Raw genomic sequence first — 21,741 nt, 5'->3', positions numbered from 1 at the left:
AGCCGCGCTGCGGCGCAAGCTGCGTTGCACCGCACAATCGCGGGGTCTGCTTTTTTTCTCTGCTCTGGCCATGTCTTCCCCTTCCAGCGGCGCCGCGCCGCAAGCCTCCTGGGTCGCGCGCGGAACGCCGGCCTACCGCCGCATCAGCCTGGCGCTGTTCCTTGCCGGGTTCGCGACGTTCTCGCTGCTGTATTGCGTGCAGCCGCTGCTGCCGGCATTCGTGGCGCATTTCGGCGTGACGCCGGCCAGCAGCGCGCTGTCGCTGTCGCTGACCACGGGCTGCCTGGCGGTGGCCATCGTGCTGGCGGGTGCGCTGTCCGAGGGACTGGGGCGGCGCGGCTTGATGTTCGTCTCGATGCTGCTGGCCGCGCTGTGCAATCTCGCCGCCAGCCTCGCGCCCAGCTGGGAGACGCTGCTCGCGGCGCGTGCGCTCGAAGGCCTGCTGCTGGGCGGCGTGCCGGCCGTGGCGATGGCTTACCTGTCCGAGGAGATCGAGCCGCGCGGCCTGGGTTTCGCGATGGGCCTCTATGTCGGCGGCTCGGCGCTGGGCGGCATGCTGGGGCGCGTGGCCATGGGCGTGATGAGCGAATATGTCGACTGGCACATTGCGCTGGCCGCGCTGAGCCTGGTCAACCTGCTGGCGGCCATCGGCTTCTACCTGTTGCTGCCGGTCTCGCGCAACTTCGTGCGCAAGACCGGCCTGGGTGCGGCCTATCACCTGCGCGCCTGGGGCCGGCACCTGGCGCAGCCCGGGCTGCTGGGCCTGTTCGTGATTGCGTTCGGGCTGATGGGCGTGTTCGTCGGCATGTACAACTACCTGGGTTTTCTGCTCGCCGGCACGCCCTATTCGCTGAGCCCGCTGCAGGTCAGCCATGTGTTCTATGCCTATCTGTTCGGCGCCATTGCCTCGCCGGTCGCCGGTGCGCTGGCCGACCGCTTCGGGCGCGCGCCGGTGCTGCTGGCCGGCGTGGCGCTGATGGCGCTGGGCGTGCTGCTGACCCTCGCGCCGGCGCTGGCCGCGATCGTTGCCGGCATCGTGCTGATGACCATCGGCTTCTTCACTGCGCATTCGGTGGCCAGCGGCTGGGTCGGGCGGATCGCGCGCGAAGCCAAGGGCCATGCGTCGTCGCTTTATCTGCTGGGCTATTACCTGGGCTCGAGCCTGCTGGGCGCGGGCAGCGGCTGGTTCATGCAGAACACCGGCTGGTCCGGGCTGGTGGCCTTCATGCTGGTGTTGCTGGCGGCGGTGCTGGCAATGGCATTGCGGGTGCGCCAGCTCGCGAAGGCCGGGGCCTAACTTCCGCCCGCGCTTCGCGGGATTGGGAAATTTTGTAGAATGGCGGTTTTCCGAGGAGCGTTGCAGCGCACCCCCGCACCATCCGGTGCCCGGCGGTGCGTGAGGCTCGGAACCCGCCAGCGGCCCCCGGCCCGGCGTTCGCAACGACGCTCACCCACGTCGTCTGTGCGGTGAGTGCCTTCCCCCCAGAGCGTGGTTTTGCCATCCGTAACGGAGAAAACCATGAACGCAGCTGTTCCCCTGACCCCTGTTGATTCGGTCATTGCCGATATTTCCCTTGCCGCCTGGGGCCGCAAGGAAATCAAGATTGCCGAGACCGAAATGCCGGGCCTGATGGCGATCCGCGAAGAATTCGCCGCGGCCCAGCCGCTCAAGGGCGCGCGCATCACCGGCTCGCTGCACATGACGATCCAGACCGCCGTGCTGATCGAGACGCTGCAGGCGCTGGGCGCGCAGGTGCGCTGGGCCTCGTGCAACATCTTCTCGACGCAGGACCATGCGGCCGCGGCCATCGCCGCCAGCGGCACGCCGGTGTTCGCCATCAAGGGCGAGACCCTGGCCGACTACTGGGACTACACGCACCGCATCTTTGAGTTCGGCGCCAAGGGCACGCCCGGAGAAGGCCCGAACATGATCCTCGACGATGGCGGCGATGCCACCATGCTGATGCATCTGGGCCAGAAGGCCGAGAAGGACCTGTCGGTGCTGGCCAACCCCGGCAGCGAAGAGGAAACCATCCTGTTCGCGGCGATCAAGGCCAAGCTCGCCGAAGACGGCAGCTGGTACACGCGCAAGTCGGCCGAGATCATCGGCGTGACCGAGGAAACCACGACCGGCGTGCACCGCCTCAATGAAATGTCGGCCAAGGGCACGCTGCTGTTCCGCGCCATCAACGTCAACGACTCGGTCACCAAGAGCAAGTTCGACAACCTCTACGGCTGCCGCGAATCGCTGGTCGACGGCATCAAGCGCGCCACCGACGTGATGATCGCCGGCAAGGTGGCCGTGGTCGCTGGCTATGGCGACGTGGGCAAGGGCTGCGCCCAGGCGCTGCGCGCGCTCAGCGCCCAGGTCTGGGTCACGGAAATCGACCCGATCAACGCGCTGCAGGCGGCGATGGAAGGCTACAAGGTCGTGACCATGGAGTGGGCGGCTGACAAGGCCGACATCTTCGTGACCACCACCGGCAACCGCGACATCATCCGCCACGAGCACATGGTCGCGATGAAGGACGAGGCCATCGTCTGCAACATCGGCCACTTCGACAACGAGATCGACGTCGCGTCGATCGAGCAGTACGAGTGGGAAGAGATCAAGCCCCAGGTCGACCACATCACCTTCCCCGACGGCAAGAAGATCATCCTGCTTGCCAAGGGCCGCCTGGTGAATCTGGGCTGCGCCACCGGCCACCCCAGCTTCGTGATGAGCGCCTCGTTTGCCAACCAGACGATTGCCCAGATCGAGCTGTTCACCAAGCAGGACGTGTATGCCGTCGGCAAGGTCTACGTGCTGCCCAAGCACCTCGATGAGAAGGTCGCACGCCTGCACCTGAAGAAGGTCGGCGCGATGCTGACCGAGCTGACCGACAGCCAGGCCGCCTACATCGGCGTGCAAAAGCAGGGCCCGTACAAGCCTGACACATACAGGTATTGATGCACCCCCTGAGCGACTTACGTCGCTTCCCCCTCTCATCCTTCGGTGGAGGGGGACGGCAGCCTCGGTGCGGGGCGGCCCTTCCTCGCTGCCTCCATGCTGGGCCGCGCCAGTTCATAGGCCATGCGTCTTGCAAGCTCTATGAAAGTTTTCGCGTCCTAGGGGGCGGCTTTGCCGGTGGTCGGTGACCCTCGGCGGCGATTTCTTTTTTGAGACGGATTTTCTCCATGCGTGCCGATCAATTGCTAGTAGACCAGGGCCTTGCCGCTTCGCGTGCACAGGCCCAGCGCCTGATTGCCTCGGGCGTCGAATGGCGCACCGCGGCCACCGGCGTATGGCAGGGCATCAAGAAGAACAGCGAAGACCTCGCCGGCGATGCCGAGCTGCGGCTGCTGGATGTGGCCGAGGCGCGCTACGTGTCGCGCGGCGGCCTCAAGCTCGAAGCCGCGCTGGCGTCGTTCAAGGTGTCGGCGCAGGGCAAGTGGTGCCTCGATGTCGGCCAATCGACCGGCGGCTTCACCGATTGCCTGCTGCAGCAGGGGGCCGAGCGCGTGGTTGGCGTGGATGTGGGCCATGACCAGCTGAACCTGGCATTGCGCGGCCACGAGAAGATCGTCTGCGTCGAGCGCGTCAATGCGCGCACGCTCGACATCGACACGCTGCTGGACGCCGGCGCCTTCGAGGGCGCGCCCGACGACAGCCAGCAGTTCGGGCTGATTGTCGGCGACCTGTCTTTCATTTCGCAGACGCTGGTGCTGCCGGCCGTGGTGCCGTTTCTCGCGCCCGAAGGCGACCTGCTGATGCTGGTCAAGCCGCAGTTCGAGCTGCAGCCCGAGCACATCGGCAAGGGCGGCCTGGTGCGTGATCCGGCCTCGTATGCCGTGGTCGAGAAGCGCATCCGCGAGTGCCTGGCCGAACTCGGCCTCGCAGTGCGCGGCTGGATCGACAGCCCGATCACCGGCGGCGACGGCAACCGCGAATTCTTCGTGCACGCGCGGAGGGGCGCATGATCCACGGCAACGCATTACCCATCAGCTACGAATTCTTCCCGCCCAAGACCCCCGAAGGCGCGGAAAAGCTGCGCGCCGTGCGCCGGCAACTGGCCGTGCGCCGCGCCGAGTTCTGCTCGGTGACCTACGGCGCAGGCGGCTCGACCCAGTCGGGCACCTTCAGCCTGGTACAGGAAATCCAGCAGGAAGGCATGAGCGCGGCCTCGCACTTCTCGTGCGTCGGCGCGACGCGCGAAAGCGTGCGCGCCGAGCTGCGCCAATTGCAGGCGATGGGCATTTCGCGCCTGGTCGCGCTGCGTGGCGACCTGCCCAGCGGCTACGGCCTGGGCGGCGAGTTCCAGTACGCGAGCGATCTGGTGGCCTTCATCCGTGCGGAATTCGGCGACGCCTTCCATATCGAAGTGGCCGCCTACCCCGAGATGCACCCCCAGGCGCGCTCGCCCCAGGCCGACCTGCAGGCGTTTGCCGCCAAGGTGCAGGCCGGCGCCGACTCGGCCATCACGCAGTATTTCTACAATGCCGATGCCTACTTCCGCTTTGTCGACAGCGTGCGCGCGATGGGGTTGGATGTTCCCGTGGTCCCTGGCATCATGCCGATCACGAGTTCGACCCAGCTGCTGCGTTTTTCGGATGCCTGCGGCGCCGAGATCCCGCGCTGGATCCGCCTGCAGCTGCAAGGCTATGGCGACGACACTGCCTCCATCAAGGCTTTCGGCCTCGATGTCGTGACCGAGTTGTGCGAGCGTCTGCGCCGTCAGGGCGCGCCGAGCCTGCACTTCTACACCATGAACCAGAGCGCGGCCGTGCTGGCCATCAGCGAGCGGCTGGGGTTATGACCATTGCGGTCGGGCGTTGCGGCGCTGGGCCGCTTCTCCAGGAAGACCAATGGATGAAAGCAAGAGCCGCTTGATGCGGCGTGAACCGGGGCGATGGCGCCGCTGGTGCGGGCTGATCGGCATGTCGATGTGGCTCGCGGCCTGTGCGCCCTTGCCCGTGGCCAATGAAGTCGAGGACGCGCTGGCCACCTGCCGCGTGCCCGTGGGCGGTGGCGAGGGCGACACCACGACCCAGCCCTGCCCGGAGGCTTCCACTTCGCTCCAGCCGCTGGAGCCTTTCGAGCAACCCGCGCCGCCCCCGCCGCGCAAGCCGCGCCTGCCCCGCGCCATCCCGTCGCCCGTGGCCGAGCCCGCAGTGCCCGCAGAGCCGGCAGCTTCCTCGCCCTACGAACTGTCGCCGCCGCGCGAAAGCGACCAGCAAGGACTTGCCTCCTGGTACGGCCCGCGCTTCCATGGCCGGCGTACCGCCAGCGGCGAGCGTTTCGACAGCCAGGACCTCACGGCCGCGCACCGCACGCTGGCGTTCGGCACGCGCGTATGCGTGCGCAGCTCCGTCACGGGCAAGGCGGTGGTGGTGCGCATCAACGACCGTGGCCCGTTTTCCCACAACCGGGTGATCGACCTGAGCCAGGGCGCGGCCGAGGCGCTGGGCATGGTGGGCCTGGGCATCAAGCCGGTCGAGCTGTGGCAGCTCGACAAGGACGAGGAGGAGTGCCCGGAAATGTTCGACGAAGGCGACGATACGCGCGTGGCCGCCGAGGACCAACCGGCGCCGCAGGCCGCGCGCGCGCTGGCGAGCAGGAAGGCGCCGGCGAAGAAGCCGGTGCGCCGGCGCTGAACGGGCGGCATGCCATCTGTCGCTTGACGGCAGGCCCGTCATCCTTCGACAGCGTGCCCTTCGCCAAGCTCAGGCCCTTCGACAGGCTCAGGGTGCTCGGCAGCCCTTCGACCGGTACGCCGGTGGGTCAGCCGCCCGACTCGAGCGAGAAGGTGGCGTTGCCGTCCTGGCCCAGCAGCTTGACCAGCTGCGGCATGGCGGGCTTGAGCTGTTCCTTGAGCTGGAACGGCGGGCTGATGATGAACATGCCGCTGGCCGGGAGGCCGCCGCGCTCCGAGGTCTTGTTGCTCTTCACGGTGAGCGTGACATGCAGCCAGCTCTTGCCGGCCTTGACGGCCATGGTCTTGAGGCGGCGCGGAAGGTCGTGCGCTTCGGGGCGCGGAATGATCGGGTACCACACGGCGTAGGTGCCGGTGGGGAAGCGCTTGAGGCTGTCGGCCACCATGTCGAGCACGCGGCCGTAGTCGGTCTTCAATTCATAGCTCGGGTCGCACAGCAGCAGCGCGCGGCGCGACACCGGCGGCAGGAACTTCTTCACGCCTTCGAAACCATCCTCGTGCAGCACCGCCAACTGGCGGCCGGCTTCGAGCTGGGTCACGTTGCCGGCCAGCGAGCGCATGTCGGTCGGGTGCAGCTCGAACAGCTTGAGCTTGTCGTGCGGGCGCAGCAGGGCCTGGCTGATGAAGGGCGAGCCCGGGTAGTTGCGGATGTTGGCGCCCTGGTTGAAGGAGCGCACCATCGCCAGGTATTCCTGCAGGATGGGCGCGAGTTCTTCAGCCGGCGTGGCTGCGAGCTTGAGCACGCCTTCGCTGGCTTCGCCGCTCTTGCTGGCGTAGTCGCCGTCGAGGCGGTACAGGCCGGCGCCGGCGTGCGTGTCCAGAACGGTCAGCGCCGCGTCTTTCTGCGTGAGGTATTGCAAGGTGGCAATCAGCACCGCGTGCTTGAGCACGTCGGCGTGGTTGCCCGCATGGAAGGCGTGGCGGTAACTGAACATGGAGCAATGGTAACCAGCCGCCGCCAGGAGGCAAGCGCGCAGGTCTTTGGGAATGGGCGGGTATTTTTACATGCCGGCCGAGGGACATGCAGGACAAGGGTTGCGGCATTTCGTATAATGGCGGGCTTCGCAGCGATTTTCAGGTCCCGCGGCGGAGTGCAATCGGGCATGCAATGCCGGGTGCATCGCCACCTAAGAGGCTTCCTTCAGAGAAGCGCCGACCGTGGAAAAGGACCGTCAAACCCTCTTATCGAAAAGAGAAATCTCATGTCTACATTCAGCGCAAAACCCGCTGAGGTGCAACACGAGTGGTTTGTGATTGACGCCACCGACAAGGTGCTCGGCCGGGTAGCCAGCGAAGTTGCCCTCCGTCTGCGCGGCAAACACAAAGCCATTTACACACCTCACGTTGATACCGGCGACTTCATCGTCATCATCAACGCTGCCCAGCTCAAAGTGACCGGCACCAAGTCCCTGGACAAGGTGTACTACCGTCATTCCGGCTTCCCCGGCGGCATCACTGCCACGAACTTCCGTGACATGCAGTCGAAGCACCCCGGTCGCGCCCTGGAAAAGGCCGTCAAGGGCATGCTGCCCAAGGGTCCCCTGGGCTATGCCATGATCAAGAAACTCAAGGTGTATGGCGGTGCTGAGCATCCCCACACCGCACAGCAGCCCAAAGCGCTGGAAATCTAAGGAGCCTTGAGATGATTGGTGATTGGAACAATGGCACCGGCCGTCGCAAGTCCAGCGTCGCCCGCGTGTTTCTGAAGAAGGGTTCCGGCAAGATCACTGTGAATGGCAAAGACATTCAGCAGTACTTCGGCCGCGAAACTTCCATCATGATTGCTAAGCAACCGCTGGCACTCACGGAAAACCTCGAAGCCTTCGACGTGCAGATCAATGTGCACGGCGGCGGCGAATCCGGCCAGGCCGGTGCTGCCCGTCACGGCATCACCCGTGCCCTGATCGACTATGACGCAGGCCTGAAGCCCGTCCTGAGCCAAGCCGGCTTCGTGACGCGCGATGCCCGTGAAGTCGAACGTAAGAAGGTCGGCCTGCGCTCTGCTCGCCGCGCCAAGCAGTTCTCGAAGCGTTAAGCCGACAAGTCCTGCAGTCTGCCGCAGCCTTTGCGGCAGGCGCAAGAAAAGCCACCTTCGGGTGGCTTTTTGCTTTTGGGCGGCAGCCGCGGGATAAAGGCCCCACTTGCCTTGGAGGCAAGTGGCGGCGGCCGGAATTCCCGAGCGGTTTGCATTACCATTCCCCTCAAACCTGAATACCGGAGTACCCACATGAGCGCCGTTGCAGAAAACATCCAGAGCGAAATGCCCTCTCCCATCATCTTCACCGACAGCGCTGCGGCCAAGGTGGCAGACCTGATTGCCGAAGAGGGCAACCCCGAGCTGAAGCTGCGCGTGTTCGTGCAAGGCGGCGGCTGCTCGGGCTTCCAGTATGGTTTCACATTCGATGAAATCACCAATGAAGACGACACCACCATGACCAAGAACGGCGTGTCGCTGCTGATCGACGCGATGAGCTACCAGTACCTGGTCGGCGCCGAGATCGACTACAAGGAAGACCTGCAGGGCGCGCAGTTCGTGATCAAGAATCCGAACGCGACCACCACTTGCGGCTGCGGCTCGAGCTTCTCGGCTTGAGCCCCACAACACTCCAGCTGGCCCTGCATGCTGCAGGGCCCTCTGCCCAACCGCCTGTTTCAGGCGGTTTTTTTACGTCGGTAGGCGAGTCCGACCCTTTCCCATGACGCTTGTTCGCTCGAATTCGGTGCTGCTGTGGCTGGTGGCGCTGGGCTTCTTCATGCAGACGCTGGATGCCACCATCGTCAACACCGCGCTGCCGGCCATGGCGCTGGCGCTGGGCGAAAGCCCGCTGCGCATGCAGTCGGTGATCGTGTCCTATTCATTGACCATGGCGCTGGTCATTCCGGCCTCGGGCTGGGTCGCGGACCGCTTCGGCACGCGCCGCGTGTATCTGACGGCGATCACGCTGTTCGTGCTCGGTTCGCTGTTGTGCGCGATTGCCGCGAGCCTGAACCAGCTGGTGCTGGCGCGCATCGTGCAGGGCTGCGGCGGCGCGCTGCTGCTGCCCGTGGGGCGGCTGGCGGTGCTGCGCGCGTTTCCGCGCGAGCAGTTCCTCAAGGCGATGAGCTTCGTCACGCTGCCGGGCCTGGTGGGTCCGTTGATCGGGCCGACGCTGGGGGGCTGGATGGTCGAATACGCCTCATGGCACTGGATCTTCCTGGTCAATGTGCCGGTGGGCGTGCTCGGCCTGCTGGCCACGCTGCGCCATATGCGCGATGCCGAACCCATCCCGAGCCGGCGCTTCGACGGCCTGGGCTATGGCATGCTGGCGTTCGCCATGGTCGCGGTATCGATGGCGCTCGAAGGCCATGCGCTGCTGGGCGCGATCGGGTCGGCCGCCTTGCTGGGCGCGGGCGTGGCCAGCCTGCTCGCCTACTGGTGGCATGCGCCGCGCCGGCCCGATCCGCTGTTTGCGCCCACGCTGTTCGCGGTGCGCAGCCTGCGCATCGGCTTGCTGGGCAACCTGTTCTCACGCCTGGGCGGATCCTGCATCCCGTTCCTGATTCCGCTGGTGCTGCAGGTCTGCCTGGGCTTTTCGCCCATGCAGGCCGGCATGATGATGCTGCCCACGGTCATTGCCAGCATGACCGTCAAGCGCGTGGCATCGGCGCTGATCGGCCGCTGGGGCTACCGGCGCACGCTGGTGGGCAACACGCTGCTGCTGGCGCTGATGATCGCCAGTTTCGCGCTGGTATCGCCCGATCAGCCGCAGTGGCTGCGCATCCTGCAGCTGCTGGTGTTTGGCGCCACCAACTCCATGCAGTTCACGGCCATGAACACCGTCACGCTCAAAGACCTTGAAGCCCACCATGCGAGCAGCGGCACCAGCCTGCTGTCGATGGTGCAGATGCTGGCCATGGGCCTGGGCGTGGGCATCGCCGGGGCCGTGCTGGCGGGATTCCACGGCCTGTGGGGCCAGGCGCGGCCCGAAGACGTGCTGCATGCCTTCCAGGCAACCTTTGTCTGCATGGGCGTGCTGACGCTGTTCTCGGCCACGGTCTTTGCCCGGCTCGAACGGGGCAGTTGAGCCTCAGGCGGGGTAAATCGCGCCCAGCACGCGCGGTCCGTGGGCACCGGTCACGCGGGCCAGGTTGCCGGGCAGGCCCAGCAGGGTCTGGCGCGCAAGCCAGGCAAAGGCCGCGGCTTCGACCTGCAGTGGCGGCAGGCCGGCCGCGCTGGTCGTCTGCACGTCGACCCCGGGCAGCAGCGCCGCAAGCCGTGACAGCAGGTATCCGTTGAGCGCGCCGCCGCCGCAGACCAGCAGTTGCTGCGCGCCCATGCCCCAGCGCCCGGCAGCGTCGGCGCAGGCGCGCGCCGTGAACTCGGTCAGCGTGGCCTGTACGTCCTCGGCGCGCGTGCCGGATGGCAGGCCGGCCAGCTGCTCCTGCAGCCAGCGCGCGCTGAAAAGATCGCGGCCCGTGCTCTTGGGCGGCAACTGCTGCAGGAAGGGTTCGTCCAGCAGCCGCTGCAGCAGCGCCGGCAGCACCTTGCCGCTCGCGGCCCAGGCGCCGTTGTCGTCATAGGCCTGGCCCGTGTGGCGCTGGCACCAGGCATCCATCAGCGCATTGCCCGGGCCGCAGTCGAAGCCGCCCACGGCGCCATCGGCCGCCAGCACGCTCAGGTTGGAGATGCCGCCGATATTGAGCACCAGCAGCGTCTGTCCGGTATGGCCGAACACGCTCTGGTGGAAGGCCGGTACCAGCGGCGCGCCCTGGCCGCCCGCGGCCACGTCGCGGCTGCGGAAATCGGCAACGACGCAGATGCCGCAGCGTTCGGCCAGCAGCGCCGGGTTGTTGAGCTGCAGCGTGTAGCCGGTGCCGCCGAACATCTGCGGGCGGTGGCGCACGGTTTGTCCATGCGCGCCCACGGCACGCACCGCGCTGGCCGGCAGACCCGAGCGCTCGAGCAGCCGTTGCACGACCTGCGCATAGCAGCCCACGAGCGCGTTGGCGGCCAGCGCTGCGCGGTGCAACTCGTTGTCGCACGGCGCATTGAGTGCCAGGAGCTCGGCGCGCAGTCCGACATCGAAGCCGCAGCTCGCATGCTGCAATACCTTCAAGCGGCCCTGGAAATCAACCAGCACCCCGTCGACGCCATCCAGCGAGGTGCCCGACATCAGGCCGATATACAGATCAGGAGTGGTGGAGGCAGCAGGCATGCAGGCAATGGTAGCGGCAGGACATCGGGACAGGCATGAAAAAAGCCGCTGGGCAGCGGCTTTTCGGGCAGAAGCGGGCGGCAGTTTATTCGGCGCTGGCCAGGGTCTGCTGGGCGGATTCGAGCGCAAGGCGCATCTGCGCGGCCTGGCGGTTGAAGCTGGCGCGGGCTGCAGCCGAAACCGGGCGGGCCGCTTGGGCCTGGCCGATGACGGTCATGGGGTCCTGGGCCTTGCCGTTGACGCGCACTTCGAAGTGCAGGTGCGGGCCGGTCGCCCAGCCGGTCGAGCCCACGGCGCCCAGGGTTGTGCCCTGCGCGACGCTGGCACCGCGGCGCACATCGATGCGGCTCAGGTGGGCGTAGACCGTGACGTTGTTGTCGGGGTGCTTGACGAAGATCACGTTGCCATAGCCGTTTTGCACGCCGGCGAATTCGACGACGCCATCGGCCACGGTGCGCACTGCCGTGCCCGTGGGCGCGGCGAAGTCGGTGCCCGCATGCGCGCGCCAGGTCTTCTGGATCGGGTGGAAGCGCATGGCAAAACCGCTGCTGACGCGCGAGAACGCGAGCGGTGCCGACAGGTAGGAGCGCTCCAGGCTTGAGCCGTCGAGGCCGTAGTACGCGCCCTTGGTGCCGGGTTCCTGGAACCACATGGCCTGGTGAATGCTGCCGTTGTTGTTGAATTCGGCGCTCAGCAGGCGGCCGCTGCGCAGCGGTTCGCCATCGGCTTCGAGCGTTTCATAGACCAGCGTGAAGCGGTCGTTCTTGCGCAGCGAGCGGCGGAAATCGATCTTGCCGTTGAACACCTCGGCCAGTTGCGATGCCACGGAGTCGGGAATGTTGGACGCATCGGTGGCGGCAAACAGCGAACTCTGGATGGTGCCGCCGGCGAGGCGCTGGTTGGCCACCAGGTCGCCGGTTTCCAGGCGCGTCACGAAACCCTTGCCCTGGCGCTCGACGACCAGGCGCTGGAACTTGCTGCTTTCTTCGTCGGGCGCCCAGCGCGCCGTCAGTCGCGTCAGCTGGTGGTCGTTGGTGGCTTCGGCAGAGATCAGGCGGCCGCCGCGGGCCAGCAGGTTCTGACGCACCTGCTCGTTGCTGCGCAGGTAGGCCGAAGCTTCGGGGTCGGCAACGCCCAGGCGCTGCAGCAGGGCTTCGGCGCTGTCATTGGCGCGCGACAGGTCGGAGCGATAGAGCGCGAAATCCTGCAGTTCGGTCAGCTCGACCAGGGGGGTGTCGTCGGCCAGCGAAGCGACCTGTTGGGTCAGGGTGCGCACCGGCAGGTCGGCTGGATCAGGACCGAGCGAGGCCACGGCAAAGGCGCCGCCACCGCCGGAAAGCAGCACGGCGGCCACTGCGGCAGTGACACGCTTGGGGTGGCGTTGCAGGGTATTGCGAAGCTGGGCGAGCACCGAAGTGCCAGCGAGGATCAGGCCAGATTTCAAAATGAGTTCCCGTGTCGGTGCGCGTCAAGTCAGGCGGGCGGTCATGAGAAGATGTGGCAGGACGCGCGGTCCAGGGGGTGGAAGCCATTCGGCACATGCCGATACGGGGACCCTACTAGAATTCGCCACAGCGATAAGCGACGAATTATAGCGGGGGTCACTCCCCGGGCATCGAAAAAAACCCTTATGAATCAACCTGTTGTTACAACATATCCGGTCACTGATGGCGTAGGACAAGCGCTCGAAACCACGTTGCGCGGAGTCGATGAGCTGCTGCCGCAGGAAGAGTGGACACGCAAGCTGGCGCGCTCCGAAGCCACGGGCGTGCCCCTGCGGGTGAAGCTCGGTCTCGATCCTACGGCGCCGGATATTCATATCGGTCATACGGTGGTCCTCAACAAGATGCGCCAGTTGCAAGATCTGGGCCACCAGGTGATTTTCCTGATCGGCGATTTCACCACGCTGATCGGCGACCCGTCGGGACGCAACTCGACACGCCCGCCGCTGACCGCCGAGCAGATCAAGGTCAACGCCGAAACCTACTACCGCCAGGCGGCCATGGTGCTCGACCCGGCACGCACCGAGGTGCGCTACAACAGCGAATGGTGCGACCAGCTGGGCGCGCGCGGCATGATCGAGCTGTCGGCCAAGTACACCGTGGCGCGCATGATGGAGCGCGACGACTTCCACAAGCGCTTCCATGGCGGCCAGTCGATCTCGCTGCATGAATTCCTCTACCCGCTGCTGCAGGGCTATGACTCGGTGGCGCTCAAGGCCGACCTCGAACTCGGCGGCACCGACCAGAAATTCAACCTGCTGATGGGCCGCCACCTGCAGCAGGAATACGGCCAGGAGCCGCAGTGCGTGCTCACCATGCCGCTGCTGGTGGGCCTCGACGGCGTCGAGAAGATGTCGAAGTCGAAGAACAATTACATCGGCATCACCGAAGACGCCAACACCATGTTCGCCAAGGTGCTGTCGATCTCGGACACGCTGATGTGGGACTGGTACACGCTGCTGTCGTTCAAGAGCCTGGCCGAGATTGCCGCGCTCAAGGCCGAAGTCGCGGGCGGGCGCAATCCCAAGGACGCGAAGGTCATGCTGGCCAAGGAAATCACCGCGCGCTTCCACTCGGCCGCCGCGGCCGATGCCGCCGAGCAGGATTTCATCAACCGCAGCAAGGGCGGCGTGCCCGACGAGATTCCCGAAGTCCAGCTGTCCGGCGCGCCGCTGGGCATTGGCGCGCTGCTCAAGCAGGCCAACCTGGCGCCCTCGACCAGCGAAGCCAACCGCCTGATCGATGGCGGCGGCGTGCGCATCGATGGTGCGGTGGTCAGCGACCGCGGCTTGAAGATCGACGCCGGCACCTGGGTGGTGCAGGTGGGCAAGCGCAAATTCGCGCGGGTGACGCTCAGCTGAGTTCCGGCAGCCCCATGGCCTCGCGCGTCAGCGCCGCCTGGGTGCGCAGCCACTCGCAAAATGCCTGCACCTCGGGGCGCGGGGCGCTGCGCGGGCCGGGCAGCAGCCAGTAGGCCAGGGGCGAGTCGAGGCGGTGGGCGGGCAGCACCTCGACCAGGTCGCCGCTGGCCAGTGCATCGGCCACCAGGGGCAGGCGCGCAATGGCCAGGCCCTGGCCGGCGAGCGCGGCCTGCGCCATCTGGTGGGCGTAATTGAAATAGAGCCAGCGCGGCGGCTGCAGCGGCGCGCAGCCATGCGCATGGAACCAGCGCTGCCAGCCGAGCCAGGCCAGCTGCGGCAGGCGCTGCGCGTCGCCGGTTTCGATGAGCGTGAAGCGCGCGGCATCGGCCGGCGTGCGGATCGCCGGCTGGCTGCGCAGCAGCCAGGGGCTGGCCACGACGGCCAGCTGCTCGCCGAACAGGCGCTCGGCCGCAGGCGACTCGGGCGCGCGGCTGTAGCGCAGCGCCAGGTCGACATCGGTGGTCTCCATGTCCATCACCGTGTCCGAAGTGTCGATGCGGATGTCGATGTCGGGAAACTCGCGCTGAAAGGCTTCGAGCCGCGGAATCAGCCACATCGCGGCAAAACTCGCCCAGGTGGTGATGGCCACGCTCTTGCGCCCCGCGGTCTGGCGCAGCTGGCGCACGGCGGCATCGATGCGCTCGAGCCCGGGCGCCACGGCGCGCAGCAGATGCACGCCGGCGCTGGTCAGCTCCACGGCGCGCGTGTGGCGCAGGAACAGCGCCACGCCCACTTCATCTTCGAGTGCCTGGATCTGCCGGCTCACGGCCGAGGGCGTGAGCGCCAGCGTATCGGCCGCGGCGCGGAAGTTCAGGTGTTCGGCCGCGGCCACGAATGCGCGCAGATGGCCCGCAGCCACGGCGCGCGTGCGCAGCGGCGGCGAGGGGGGAGGAGGCGAGGCGGGCATGGGCAGCTTCCAGGCAGCAAATGGGTAGTGCTGAAATGTAAAAGATATCCGCGTGCAGCCGGCATGAGGCAAACGTGGTGGGCGCCACAAGGCCGGGGCACGATAATTCGCCCTGTGTCTGTGCCTCCAAAGCGCAGTCTTCCGATATACGACAGGCAATCAAATGACAGCAGCACTGGACCTCATCATCATGGCCGCGGGCAAAGGCACGCGCATGAAAAGCCGCCTTCCCAAGGTATTGCAGCGCCTGGCGGGACGGCCGCTGCTGCAGCACGTGCTCGACCAGGCCGCGCAACTGGGCGCGCGCAGCGCGGTGGTGGTGACCGGCCATGGTGCGCAACAGGTCGAGGAGGCGATCACGGCCGCGGCGCAGGCCGCACCCGCAGGCTATGCGCTGAAGTTCGTGCGCCAGGAGCCGCAACTGGGCACGGGGCACGCGGTGCAGCAGGCGGCGCCGCTGTTGCCGGACGATGGCGTGGCCGTGGTGCTTTCGGGCGATGTGCCGCTGACCCAGGCGCAGACCTTGCATGACCTGGTGGCCGCTGCGGGCAGCGAGCGGCTGGCGCTGCTGACCGTGGCTCTGCCCGACCCGAGCGGCTACGGCCGCATCGTGCGCGCTGCCGATGGCGCGGTGCAGGCGATCGTCGAGCACAAGGATGCGAGCGACGCGCAGCGGCGCATCAACGAGATCTACAGCGGCATCATGGCCGTGCCCGCGCGGCTGCTGCGTGGCTGGCTGGCGCGCCTGACCAATGACAATGCCCAGGGCGAGTACTACCTCACCGACATCGTTGCCATGGCCGTCGCCGACGGCGTGCCCGTGGTCGCGCACTGCATCGAAGACGCGCTGCAGGTGGCGGGCGTCAACAGCCCGGTGCAGCTGGCGCAGCTCGAGCGCGCGCACCAGCTGCGCCAGGCCGACGCGCTGATGGAGCAGGGCGTGCGACTGGCCGATCCCGCGCGTTTCGACCTGCGCGACGATGCGCGCAGCGGGGCGCGCGCCGCGCTGGCCTGCGGACAGGACGTGGAGATCGACGTCGGCTGCATCTTCAGCGGCACGGTGGCGATTGGCGCCGGCGCCTCGATCGGCGCGTACTGCTGCATTTCCAATGCCGCCATCGATGCGGGCGCGGTCATCCATCCCTACACCCACATCGATGGCGACAAGCTGGGCGTGTCGGTGGGCGAGGGCGCGCTGATCGGGCCGTTTGCGCGCCTGCGCCCGGGTGCCCGGCTCGGCCGCGAAGTGCATATCGGCAACTTCGTCGAGGTCAAGAACAGCACGCTGGCCGACGGCGCCAAGGCCAACCATCTCGCCTACCTGGGCGACGCCACGGTGGGCGAGCGCGTGAATTACGGCGCCGGCAGCATCACGGCCAACTATGACGGCGTGAACAAGCACCGCACGGTCATCGAGGCAGATGCGCACATCGGCAGCAATTGCGTGCTGGTGGCGCCGGTCACCGTGGGTGCGGGCGCGACCGTGGGTGGCGGGTCGACCATTGCCAAGGATGTGCCCGCAGGCACGCTGGGAGTGGCGCGTGGCCGCCAGGCCATCCTCGCCCACTGGAAGCGGCCGAGCAAGCTTCCGAAATCATGACATCCGAGCCGCATCCGCTGCCGGCCGATCTGCCGCAGGCGCTGGCCCTGCTCGCCGAGCGCGAGCGCGAGCTTGCGGTGCTGCGCGCCAGCCAGGAGGACTGGCTGCGCGCACTCTCGCACGACCTGCGTGCGCCGCTGCGCCACATCACGTCGTATTCGCCGCTGCTGCGCGAAACCCTGCATGGAGCGGGGCTGCAGGGCGCGGATGCGCAGGATGCCGAGCAATTCCTCGGCGTCATGGACCAGGCCGCGCGCCGGCTGAACGGCATGCTGGACGGCGTATTGCAGATGGCGCGGCTGATGCGCACGCCTGCGCGCGTGCAGGCGCTGGACCTGGCGCAGCTGGCCGGCGAGGTACGCTGCGCGCTGCTGGCCGCCGAACCTGCGGCGGCGCAGGCGCAGTGGCAGCTGCCCGTGGCGCCGCTGATGCTGCAGGCCGACCGCGAAATGCTGCGCATCCTGCTGGCGGCGCTGTTCGACAACGCCTTCAAGTTTTCCCGCGGCCAGGCAGCGCCGCAGATCCGCCTGCTGGCCCAGGCCTTGCCCGATGGCGGGCTGCGCTGGCGGGTGGAGGACAACGGCGTGGGCTGCGACGGCACGCGCGCGGCCCAGGCGTTCGGGCTGTTCCAGCGCTTGCACCGCGACAGCGAATTCGAAGGTTTCGGCGTCGGCCTGGCGCTGGCGCGGACCGTGGCGCGCCAGCACGGCGCGCAGCTCTCGCTGCACAGTGCCCCGGGCCAGGGTTGCACGGTGGCCGTGGACTGGCCTGCCGCGCCGGCGCCCTAGGATCAGCGTCCGGGCGCCCCGCGCAGGGGCGCCAGCGGGATCCTGGTTTCGAACTTCGCCCGCTTGGTGGCGAAGAAGGCGCGCACGTTGCGCACATTGCTGTCCTGAGTGAACAGCCGCTGGCTCAGCGCCAGATACTCGGGCATGTCGCGGGTGTAGGTGGCCAGCATGAAGTCGGGGCCGGGTGAGACGCGCCAGCATTGCTGCACTGCATCCTCGGCCACGGCGCGCGTTTCGAAGCGCTCGAGCGCCTGCGCATCCTGTCGGTCCAGCGTGACTTCGACCCAGGCGGTGAGACCATGGCCGACCAGTGCGGCAAGCCGCTCGGGCTGCAGGAACGCTACCTGGCGCTCGATGATCCCTTCCTCCTGCAGGCGCCGCACGCGCCGCAGGCAGGTGGGCGGCGAAACGTTCACACGCTCGGCCAGCGCCTGGTTACTCAGGCTGGCGTCGCGCTGCAACAAATCCAGCAGTTGCAAATCGGTATCGTCAATCATTGATTTCAGCGATGTTAATGAAATTTAATTTCTTCGAATGCATTTTGAGAAATTAAAGTTCATTTTCAGTTGGATAACGATCAGAAATTTCCTTCCGGCCAGCATAGCATTGCGGCTTAATTTTCAGGAGCATTCCATGTGTGGCATCGTTGGCGCCGTTTCCTACCGCAATATCGTTCCCGTGCTGGTGCAGGGCTTGCAGCGGCTCGAATACCGCGGATATGACTCCTGCGGCGTGGCCGTGCATGCACTGGATGCCACGGGCACGCGCAGCTCCGGGCTGACGCGCGCGCGCAGCACGGCGCGCGTGGCCGAACTGCTCGAGCAGGTGCAGGCCGAGAACCTGCAGGGCTTCACCGGCATTGCCCACACCCGCTGGGCCACGCATGGCGAGCCGGCCGTGCGCAATGCCCATCCGCATTTCAGCTACGGCCCGGGCGATATCCAGCCCGGCCAGGCGGCGCGCGTCGCGCTGGTGCACAACGGCATCATCGAGAACTACGAAGCGCTGCGCCGCGAACTGCAGGCCAAGGGCTATGTGTTCGTCAGCCAGACCGATACCGAAGTCATTGCCCATCTGGTCGACAGCCTCTACGACGGCGACCTGTTCGAGGCGTTCCAGGCTGCCGTGGCCCGGCTGCATGGCGCGTATGCGCTGGCCGTCATGCACAAGGACGAACCCGAACGCCTGGTGAGCGCGCGCGCGGGCTCGCCGCTGATCCTGGGGCTGGGCGAGGGCGGCGAGCATTTCGTGGCCAGCGATGCCATGGCGCTGGCCGGTGTGACGGACCAGATCGTCTACCTCGAGGAAGGCGACAGGGTCGACCTGCAGCGCGGCCGCTACTGGTTGCTGGACAAGGCCGGCCAGGCCCTGGGCACCGAGCAGCGCCCGGTGCGCACCGTGCATGCGCACAGCGGCGCGGCCGAACTGGGCCCTTACCGCCACTACATGCAAAAGGAAATCTTCGAGCAGCCGCGCGCGATCGGCGACACCATCGAAGGCGTGCTGTGCATCGTGCCCGAGCTGTTCGACGGCGTGTCCGCAGATGGCAAGGCCGGCGCCGCGGCCTGGCGCGTGTTCCAGGAAATCGACAACGTGCTGATCCTGGCGTGCGGCACCAGCTACTACAGCGGCTGCGTGGCCAAGTACTGGCTCGAAGGCCTTGCCGGCATTCCCTGCCAGGTCGAGGTGGCCAGTGAATACCGCTACCGCACCAGTGTGCCCAATCCGCGCACGCTGGTCGTGACCATCAGCCAGTCGGGCGAGACCGCCGACACGCTGGCCGCGCTGCGCCATGCGCAGAGCCTGGGCATGACGCACACGCTGACGGTCTGCAACGTCGCCACCAGCGCCATGGTGCGCGAGTGCGAACTGGCCTACATCACGCGCGCCGGCGTGGAGATCGGCGTGGCTTCGACCAAGGCCTTCACCACCCAGCTTGCCGGCCTGTTCCTGCTGACGCTGGCGCTGGCGCAAAGCAAGGGCCGGCTGAGCGAGGAGCAGGAAGCGCGCTACCTCACGGCCATGCGCCACCTGCCCGTGGCGCTGCAGGCCGTGCTGGCACTCGAGCCGCAGCTGATCAGCTGGGCAGGGGAATTCGCACAGCGCGAGAACGCGCTGTTCCTGGGCCGCGGCATCCACTATCCGATTGCCCTCGAAGGCGCGCTCAAGCTCAAGGAAATCAGCTACATCCACGCCGAAGCCTATCCCGCGGGCGAACTCAAGCACGGCCCGCTGGCGCTGGTGACCAGCGCCATGCCGGTCGTGACCGTTGCGCCCAACGACGAACTGCTGGAAAAGCTCAAGAGCAACATGCAGGAAGTGCGCGCGCGCGGCGGCGTGCTGTATGTGCTGGCCGACGCCGACACGCACATCGAAAGTGCCGAAGGCATGCATGTGATCCGCATGCCGGAGAACTATGGCGCGCTGAGCCCCATCCTGCATGTCGTGCCGCTGCAGCTGCTGGCCTACCACACCGCCTGCGCGCGCGGCACCGACGTCGACAAGCCGCGCAACCTGGCGAAGTCGGTGACGGTGGAATAAGCTGCGGGACCGGCCAGTAGCCCAATCAGGGCGGGGCCGCCTCAGGCGGGGCCGCGCCAGGCCGGGAAAGGCTGGCGCTTACCAGGGAGTGCCCCGGCCGCGATTCGATGTGCAGGTTGCCGCCCAGCCTGCGTACCCGGGCCCGCATCGAATGCAGGCCAATCCCGCCGGCGTCGTCGCTGGCCGAAACCATCTCGAAGCCGACGCCGTTGTCACGCACTTCCAGCGTCAACGCGCCTTGCGCATTGGCCGCCAGCGTGATGTCGACTTCCGTTGCGCGGCTGTGCTTGAGCACATTGGACAGGGCTTCTTCCAGCAACCGGGTCAGTTCCAGGCACAGCGCGACGCTGGGCGGCATGGGCCATGCGGGCGGGCAGGACCAATGGCTATCCATTTCCAGCTCATCGAACAGCGTCGAGAAGCGGTGGCGTGTCGGCGCCAGCCAGTCGGCCGGGGTCGCCGGCGTATCGGCCTCGACGCCGCGGCCGCTGTCCATCACGTTGCGCAGGTCGTCGCGCAGCGATTTGAGCGTGGAGATATGGCGGTTTGCCTGCGCATGCCCATCGGCCTGGCGCTCGGCCTGGACAATGGCGCGCACCAGCGCGCTGCCGAAGCCGTCATGCAGATCGTGGATGAACCCCAGCCGCTCCTGCAGCCGGGAATTCGACAGCTCCAGCCGGTGTTCCTTTTCCAGCGTGGATTCGAGTTCCCGGCAGGCGTCCTCGACGGCCTGCGTGAGTTCCACATTGAAGCGTTCGGTACGGCGCATGCTGGCTGCAATGCGCGAGCCCAGCACGGCGGTGATCACGATCATGGTGATCAGATTGGCATAGGGTGTCAGCGCAAAGGCTTGGGAGTTGTTGCTGAGATAGCCATACAAATCATGCACCGCGATGGAAATGGATGCCAGGCCCAGCAAGGCATAGAGCAGATCCTGCGGATTGCGGCGGCGCCAGGCATGGTACAGCGGCACGATGCAGGCCGCGACAAACACCAGGTAGTGGACGATGTCGGACGCCATCACAGCGCCCTGCAAATGCCTCTCCGGGGCCAGCAGCACCAGCAGCGACAGGCACAGCGTCAGCGCCGGCAGGCCGCGCGCCTGCCAGCGCCGCAGGGGCTGCCCTTGCTGGAAGATGAACAGGGCATAACAGGTGATGAACACCATGAAGGCAATCGCGTTGCCGCGCACCACGCCGACCGTATCGCCAAAGGGCCAGGGGTCGGTTGCCACGATGTTGTAGATGAACACCACCCACGCCAGGTTCATCAGCGCAAACAGGCCATGCGCGGCTTCCCTGCGGTAGAACAGCCAGATGCCGGCAAACAGGCCCGCTATGCACAGCGTTGCGACCAGATTGATCACGAAGGCCGTGCGCAGCGACCACGAGCGCTGCTGGTGCATTGCAAGCAGCCTGGCGGCGGGACCGACGGTGACCTTGCCCAGCCCTGGATGCGTCAGCGCCTGGCCCTGGATGCGGATCCAGACGGCATTGTCGGTGGCCTGCAGCGCCGCATCGGGGAGTATCAAATAGCGCGGCATGTTCCAGCTGCGCGACAGCGGCTCCTGCAGGCTGGCATCGCGCCACAGCAGCGTGTCGTTCAAATAGATCTCGCCGGCCATGTTGATTGAATTGACGAGCAGCCCAAGCGGTTCGTCCTTGCCCGGCGCGGCGGTGCAATCCTGGCGCAGCTGGATGCGGTACCAGGCCGTGCCGCTGTAGCCGGGCCAGCGCGTGGTCCAGGTATCGGCCAGCGTTACCTCTTCCCAGCCTTGCGTGGGCCGGGCGGCCGTGCCGGGCACTTCCCTGGCGGCATGCACGGCAGCCGTTTGCAGCGAACAGGCCCGGGCCCAGGCGGTCTGCAGCAGGCTGCATGTCAGCAGCAGGATAGCGAACAACAGCCTGGCGAAGAGAAACCGCCGCACCGTCGGAGGAGGGGGGCGCTCGTCGATGATGGTGAAATGGCGCGGGAGCACGACAAGAATTTCCGCTGACGGTAAGTGCGCGTAACTTACCAATTTTTTTCGTAACTGAGAATAGCGAACGTTTCGTAAGCCCCCGATTTGACTTCGCTACGGCAAACGGCGCAAGA

The 21,741-nt window shown here is 66.7% G+C and carries 19 protein-coding genes and 1 riboswitch; of the genes, 13 read left to right on the top strand and 6 right to left on the bottom strand.

Features of this window, described 5'->3' with window-relative positions; all coding sequences use genetic code 11:
• Positions 1 to 70 precede the first annotated feature (70 nt).
• The 5 genes from HUK68_RS16800 to HUK68_RS16780 all read left to right on the top strand — a co-directional run bounded on the left by HUK68_RS16800 (position 71) and on the right by HUK68_RS16780 (position 5,634).
• The gene (locus HUK68_RS16800) at positions 71 to 1,297 is read left to right on the top strand and encodes an MFS transporter (protein ID WP_175505234.1); all 1,227 of its coding nucleotides are present in this window, start codon (positions 71 to 73) and stop codon (positions 1,295 to 1,297) included.
• A 46-nt stretch (positions 1,298 to 1,343) separates the two neighbouring features.
• Positions 1,344 to 1,456, top strand: a riboswitch (S-adenosyl-L-homocysteine riboswitch).
• Positions 1,457 to 1,519: 63 nt separating this feature from the next.
• Positions 1,520 to 2,950 (top strand): adenosylhomocysteinase, encoded by a 1,431-nt coding sequence (ahcY, locus tag HUK68_RS16795; RefSeq protein WP_175505233.1) that lies wholly within the window; start codon positions 1,520 to 1,522, stop codon positions 2,948 to 2,950.
• Between the two features lie 227 nt (positions 2,951 to 3,177).
• Positions 3,178 to 3,960: a TlyA family RNA methyltransferase gene (locus HUK68_RS16790; protein WP_175505232.1), complete on the top strand. Its 783-nt coding sequence runs from the start codon at positions 3,178 to 3,180 to the stop codon at positions 3,958 to 3,960.
• The gene (metF, locus tag HUK68_RS16785) at positions 3,957 to 4,796 is read left to right on the top strand and encodes a methylenetetrahydrofolate reductase [NAD(P)H] (RefSeq protein WP_175505231.1); all 840 of its coding nucleotides are present in this window, start codon (positions 3,957 to 3,959) and stop codon (positions 4,794 to 4,796) included. Before HUK68_RS16790 ends, metF begins: the two co-directional genes overlap by 4 nt.
• 49 nt (positions 4,797 to 4,845) lie before the next feature.
• Positions 4,846 to 5,634, top strand: coding sequence for a septal ring lytic transglycosylase RlpA family protein (locus HUK68_RS16780; protein ID WP_315124707.1), 789 nt, complete (start codon positions 4,846 to 4,848; stop codon positions 5,632 to 5,634).
• A gap of 127 nt (positions 5,635 to 5,761) precedes the next feature.
• Here HUK68_RS16780 and HUK68_RS16775 read toward each other — a convergent pair whose 3' ends face one another.
• A complete protein-coding gene (locus HUK68_RS16775; protein ID WP_175505230.1) occupies positions 5,762 to 6,628 on the bottom strand; it encodes a 23S rRNA (adenine(2030)-N(6))-methyltransferase RlmJ in 867 nt (288 codons plus the stop codon).
• Between the two features lie 267 nt (positions 6,629 to 6,895).
• Between HUK68_RS16775 and rplM the strand changes: the two genes are divergently transcribed.
• From rplM to mdtD, 4 genes are all read left to right on the top strand, one after another.
• A complete protein-coding gene (gene rplM / locus HUK68_RS16770; RefSeq protein WP_175505229.1) occupies positions 6,896 to 7,324 on the top strand; it encodes a 50S ribosomal protein L13 in 429 nt (142 codons plus the stop codon).
• A gap of 11 nt (positions 7,325 to 7,335) precedes the next feature.
• Entirely contained in the window at positions 7,336 to 7,728 is a 393-nt protein-coding gene (gene rpsI, locus HUK68_RS16765) for a 30S ribosomal protein S9 (RefSeq protein ID WP_175505228.1), read from the top strand.
• A 192-nt stretch (positions 7,729 to 7,920) separates the two neighbouring features.
• Positions 7,921 to 8,286 carry an iron-sulfur cluster insertion protein ErpA gene (gene erpA, locus HUK68_RS16760; RefSeq protein WP_175505227.1) on the top strand — a complete coding sequence of 122 codons (366 nt, stop codon included), beginning with the start codon at positions 7,921 to 7,923 and terminating at the stop codon, positions 8,284 to 8,286.
• Between the two features lie 103 nt (positions 8,287 to 8,389).
• Positions 8,390 to 9,757, top strand: coding sequence for a multidrug transporter subunit MdtD (gene mdtD / locus HUK68_RS16755; protein ID WP_175505226.1), 1,368 nt, complete (start codon positions 8,390 to 8,392; stop codon positions 9,755 to 9,757).
• A gap of 3 nt (positions 9,758 to 9,760) precedes the next feature.
• Here the strand turns inward: mdtD and HUK68_RS16750 are convergent, their stop codons facing one another.
• Both HUK68_RS16750 and HUK68_RS16745 read right to left on the bottom strand, forming a co-directional pair.
• The gene (locus tag HUK68_RS16750) at positions 9,761 to 10,888 is read right to left on the bottom strand and encodes an anhydro-N-acetylmuramic acid kinase (RefSeq protein ID WP_175505225.1); all 1,128 of its coding nucleotides are present in this window, start codon (positions 10,886 to 10,888) and stop codon (positions 9,761 to 9,763) included.
• An 85-nt stretch (positions 10,889 to 10,973) separates the two neighbouring features.
• Positions 10,974 to 12,332 (bottom strand): M23 family metallopeptidase, encoded by a 1,359-nt coding sequence (locus HUK68_RS16745; protein ID WP_244146192.1) that lies wholly within the window; start codon positions 12,330 to 12,332, stop codon positions 10,974 to 10,976.
• A 186-nt stretch (positions 12,333 to 12,518) separates the two neighbouring features.
• On the opposite strand from HUK68_RS16745, the gene tyrS reads away from it, so the two are divergent.
• Entirely contained in the window at positions 12,519 to 13,751 is a 1,233-nt protein-coding gene (tyrS, locus tag HUK68_RS16740) for a tyrosine--tRNA ligase (RefSeq protein ID WP_175505224.1), read from the top strand.
• Here the strand turns inward: tyrS and HUK68_RS16735 are convergent.
• Positions 13,744 to 14,718, bottom strand: coding sequence for a LysR substrate-binding domain-containing protein (locus HUK68_RS16735; RefSeq protein WP_175505223.1), 975 nt, complete (start codon positions 14,716 to 14,718; stop codon positions 13,744 to 13,746). The two genes, tyrS and HUK68_RS16735, sit on opposite strands and share 8 nt — an antisense overlap.
• 163 nt (positions 14,719 to 14,881) lie before the next feature.
• On the opposite strand from HUK68_RS16735, the gene glmU reads away from it, so the two are divergent.
• Together glmU and HUK68_RS16725 are read left to right on the top strand one after the other, a co-directional pair.
• Positions 14,882 to 16,318, top strand: a complete 1,437-nt coding sequence (gene glmU, locus HUK68_RS16730) for a bifunctional UDP-N-acetylglucosamine diphosphorylase/glucosamine-1-phosphate N-acetyltransferase GlmU (RefSeq protein WP_175505222.1) — start codon at positions 14,882 to 14,884, stop codon at positions 16,316 to 16,318.
• Positions 16,315 to 17,106 carry a sensor histidine kinase gene (locus HUK68_RS16725; protein ID WP_175505221.1) on the top strand — a complete coding sequence of 264 codons (792 nt, stop codon included), beginning with the start codon at positions 16,315 to 16,317 and terminating at the stop codon, positions 17,104 to 17,106. Before glmU ends, HUK68_RS16725 begins: the two co-directional genes overlap by 4 nt.
• A 2-nt stretch (positions 17,107 to 17,108) precedes the next feature.
• Here HUK68_RS16725 and HUK68_RS16720 read toward each other — a convergent pair whose 3' ends face one another.
• A complete protein-coding gene (locus tag HUK68_RS16720; protein ID WP_175505220.1) occupies positions 17,109 to 17,603 on the bottom strand; it encodes an Lrp/AsnC family transcriptional regulator in 495 nt (164 codons plus the stop codon).
• A 136-nt stretch (positions 17,604 to 17,739) separates the two neighbouring features.
• Here HUK68_RS16720 and glmS point away from each other — a divergent pair, with 136 nt between their 5' ends.
• Complete coding sequence (gene glmS / locus HUK68_RS16715; protein ID WP_175505219.1) at positions 17,740 to 19,647, top strand: glutamine--fructose-6-phosphate transaminase (isomerizing); 1,908 nt, start codon at positions 17,740 to 17,742, stop codon at positions 19,645 to 19,647.
• Between the two features lie 25 nt (positions 19,648 to 19,672).
• On the opposite strand, the gene HUK68_RS16710 is transcribed toward glmS, so the two are convergent.
• Complete coding sequence (locus HUK68_RS16710) at positions 19,673 to 21,625, bottom strand: sensor histidine kinase (protein WP_175505218.1); 1,953 nt, start codon at positions 21,623 to 21,625, stop codon at positions 19,673 to 19,675.
• Positions 21,626 to 21,741 lie beyond the last annotated feature (116 nt).

Origin of the sequence: Comamonas antarctica, from assembly GCF_013363755.1 — a bacterium.
Taxonomy (GTDB): Bacteria; Pseudomonadota; Gammaproteobacteria; order Burkholderiales; family Burkholderiaceae_C; genus Comamonas; species Comamonas antarctica.
This window is presented reverse-complemented; position numbering and strand designations above follow the sequence as displayed.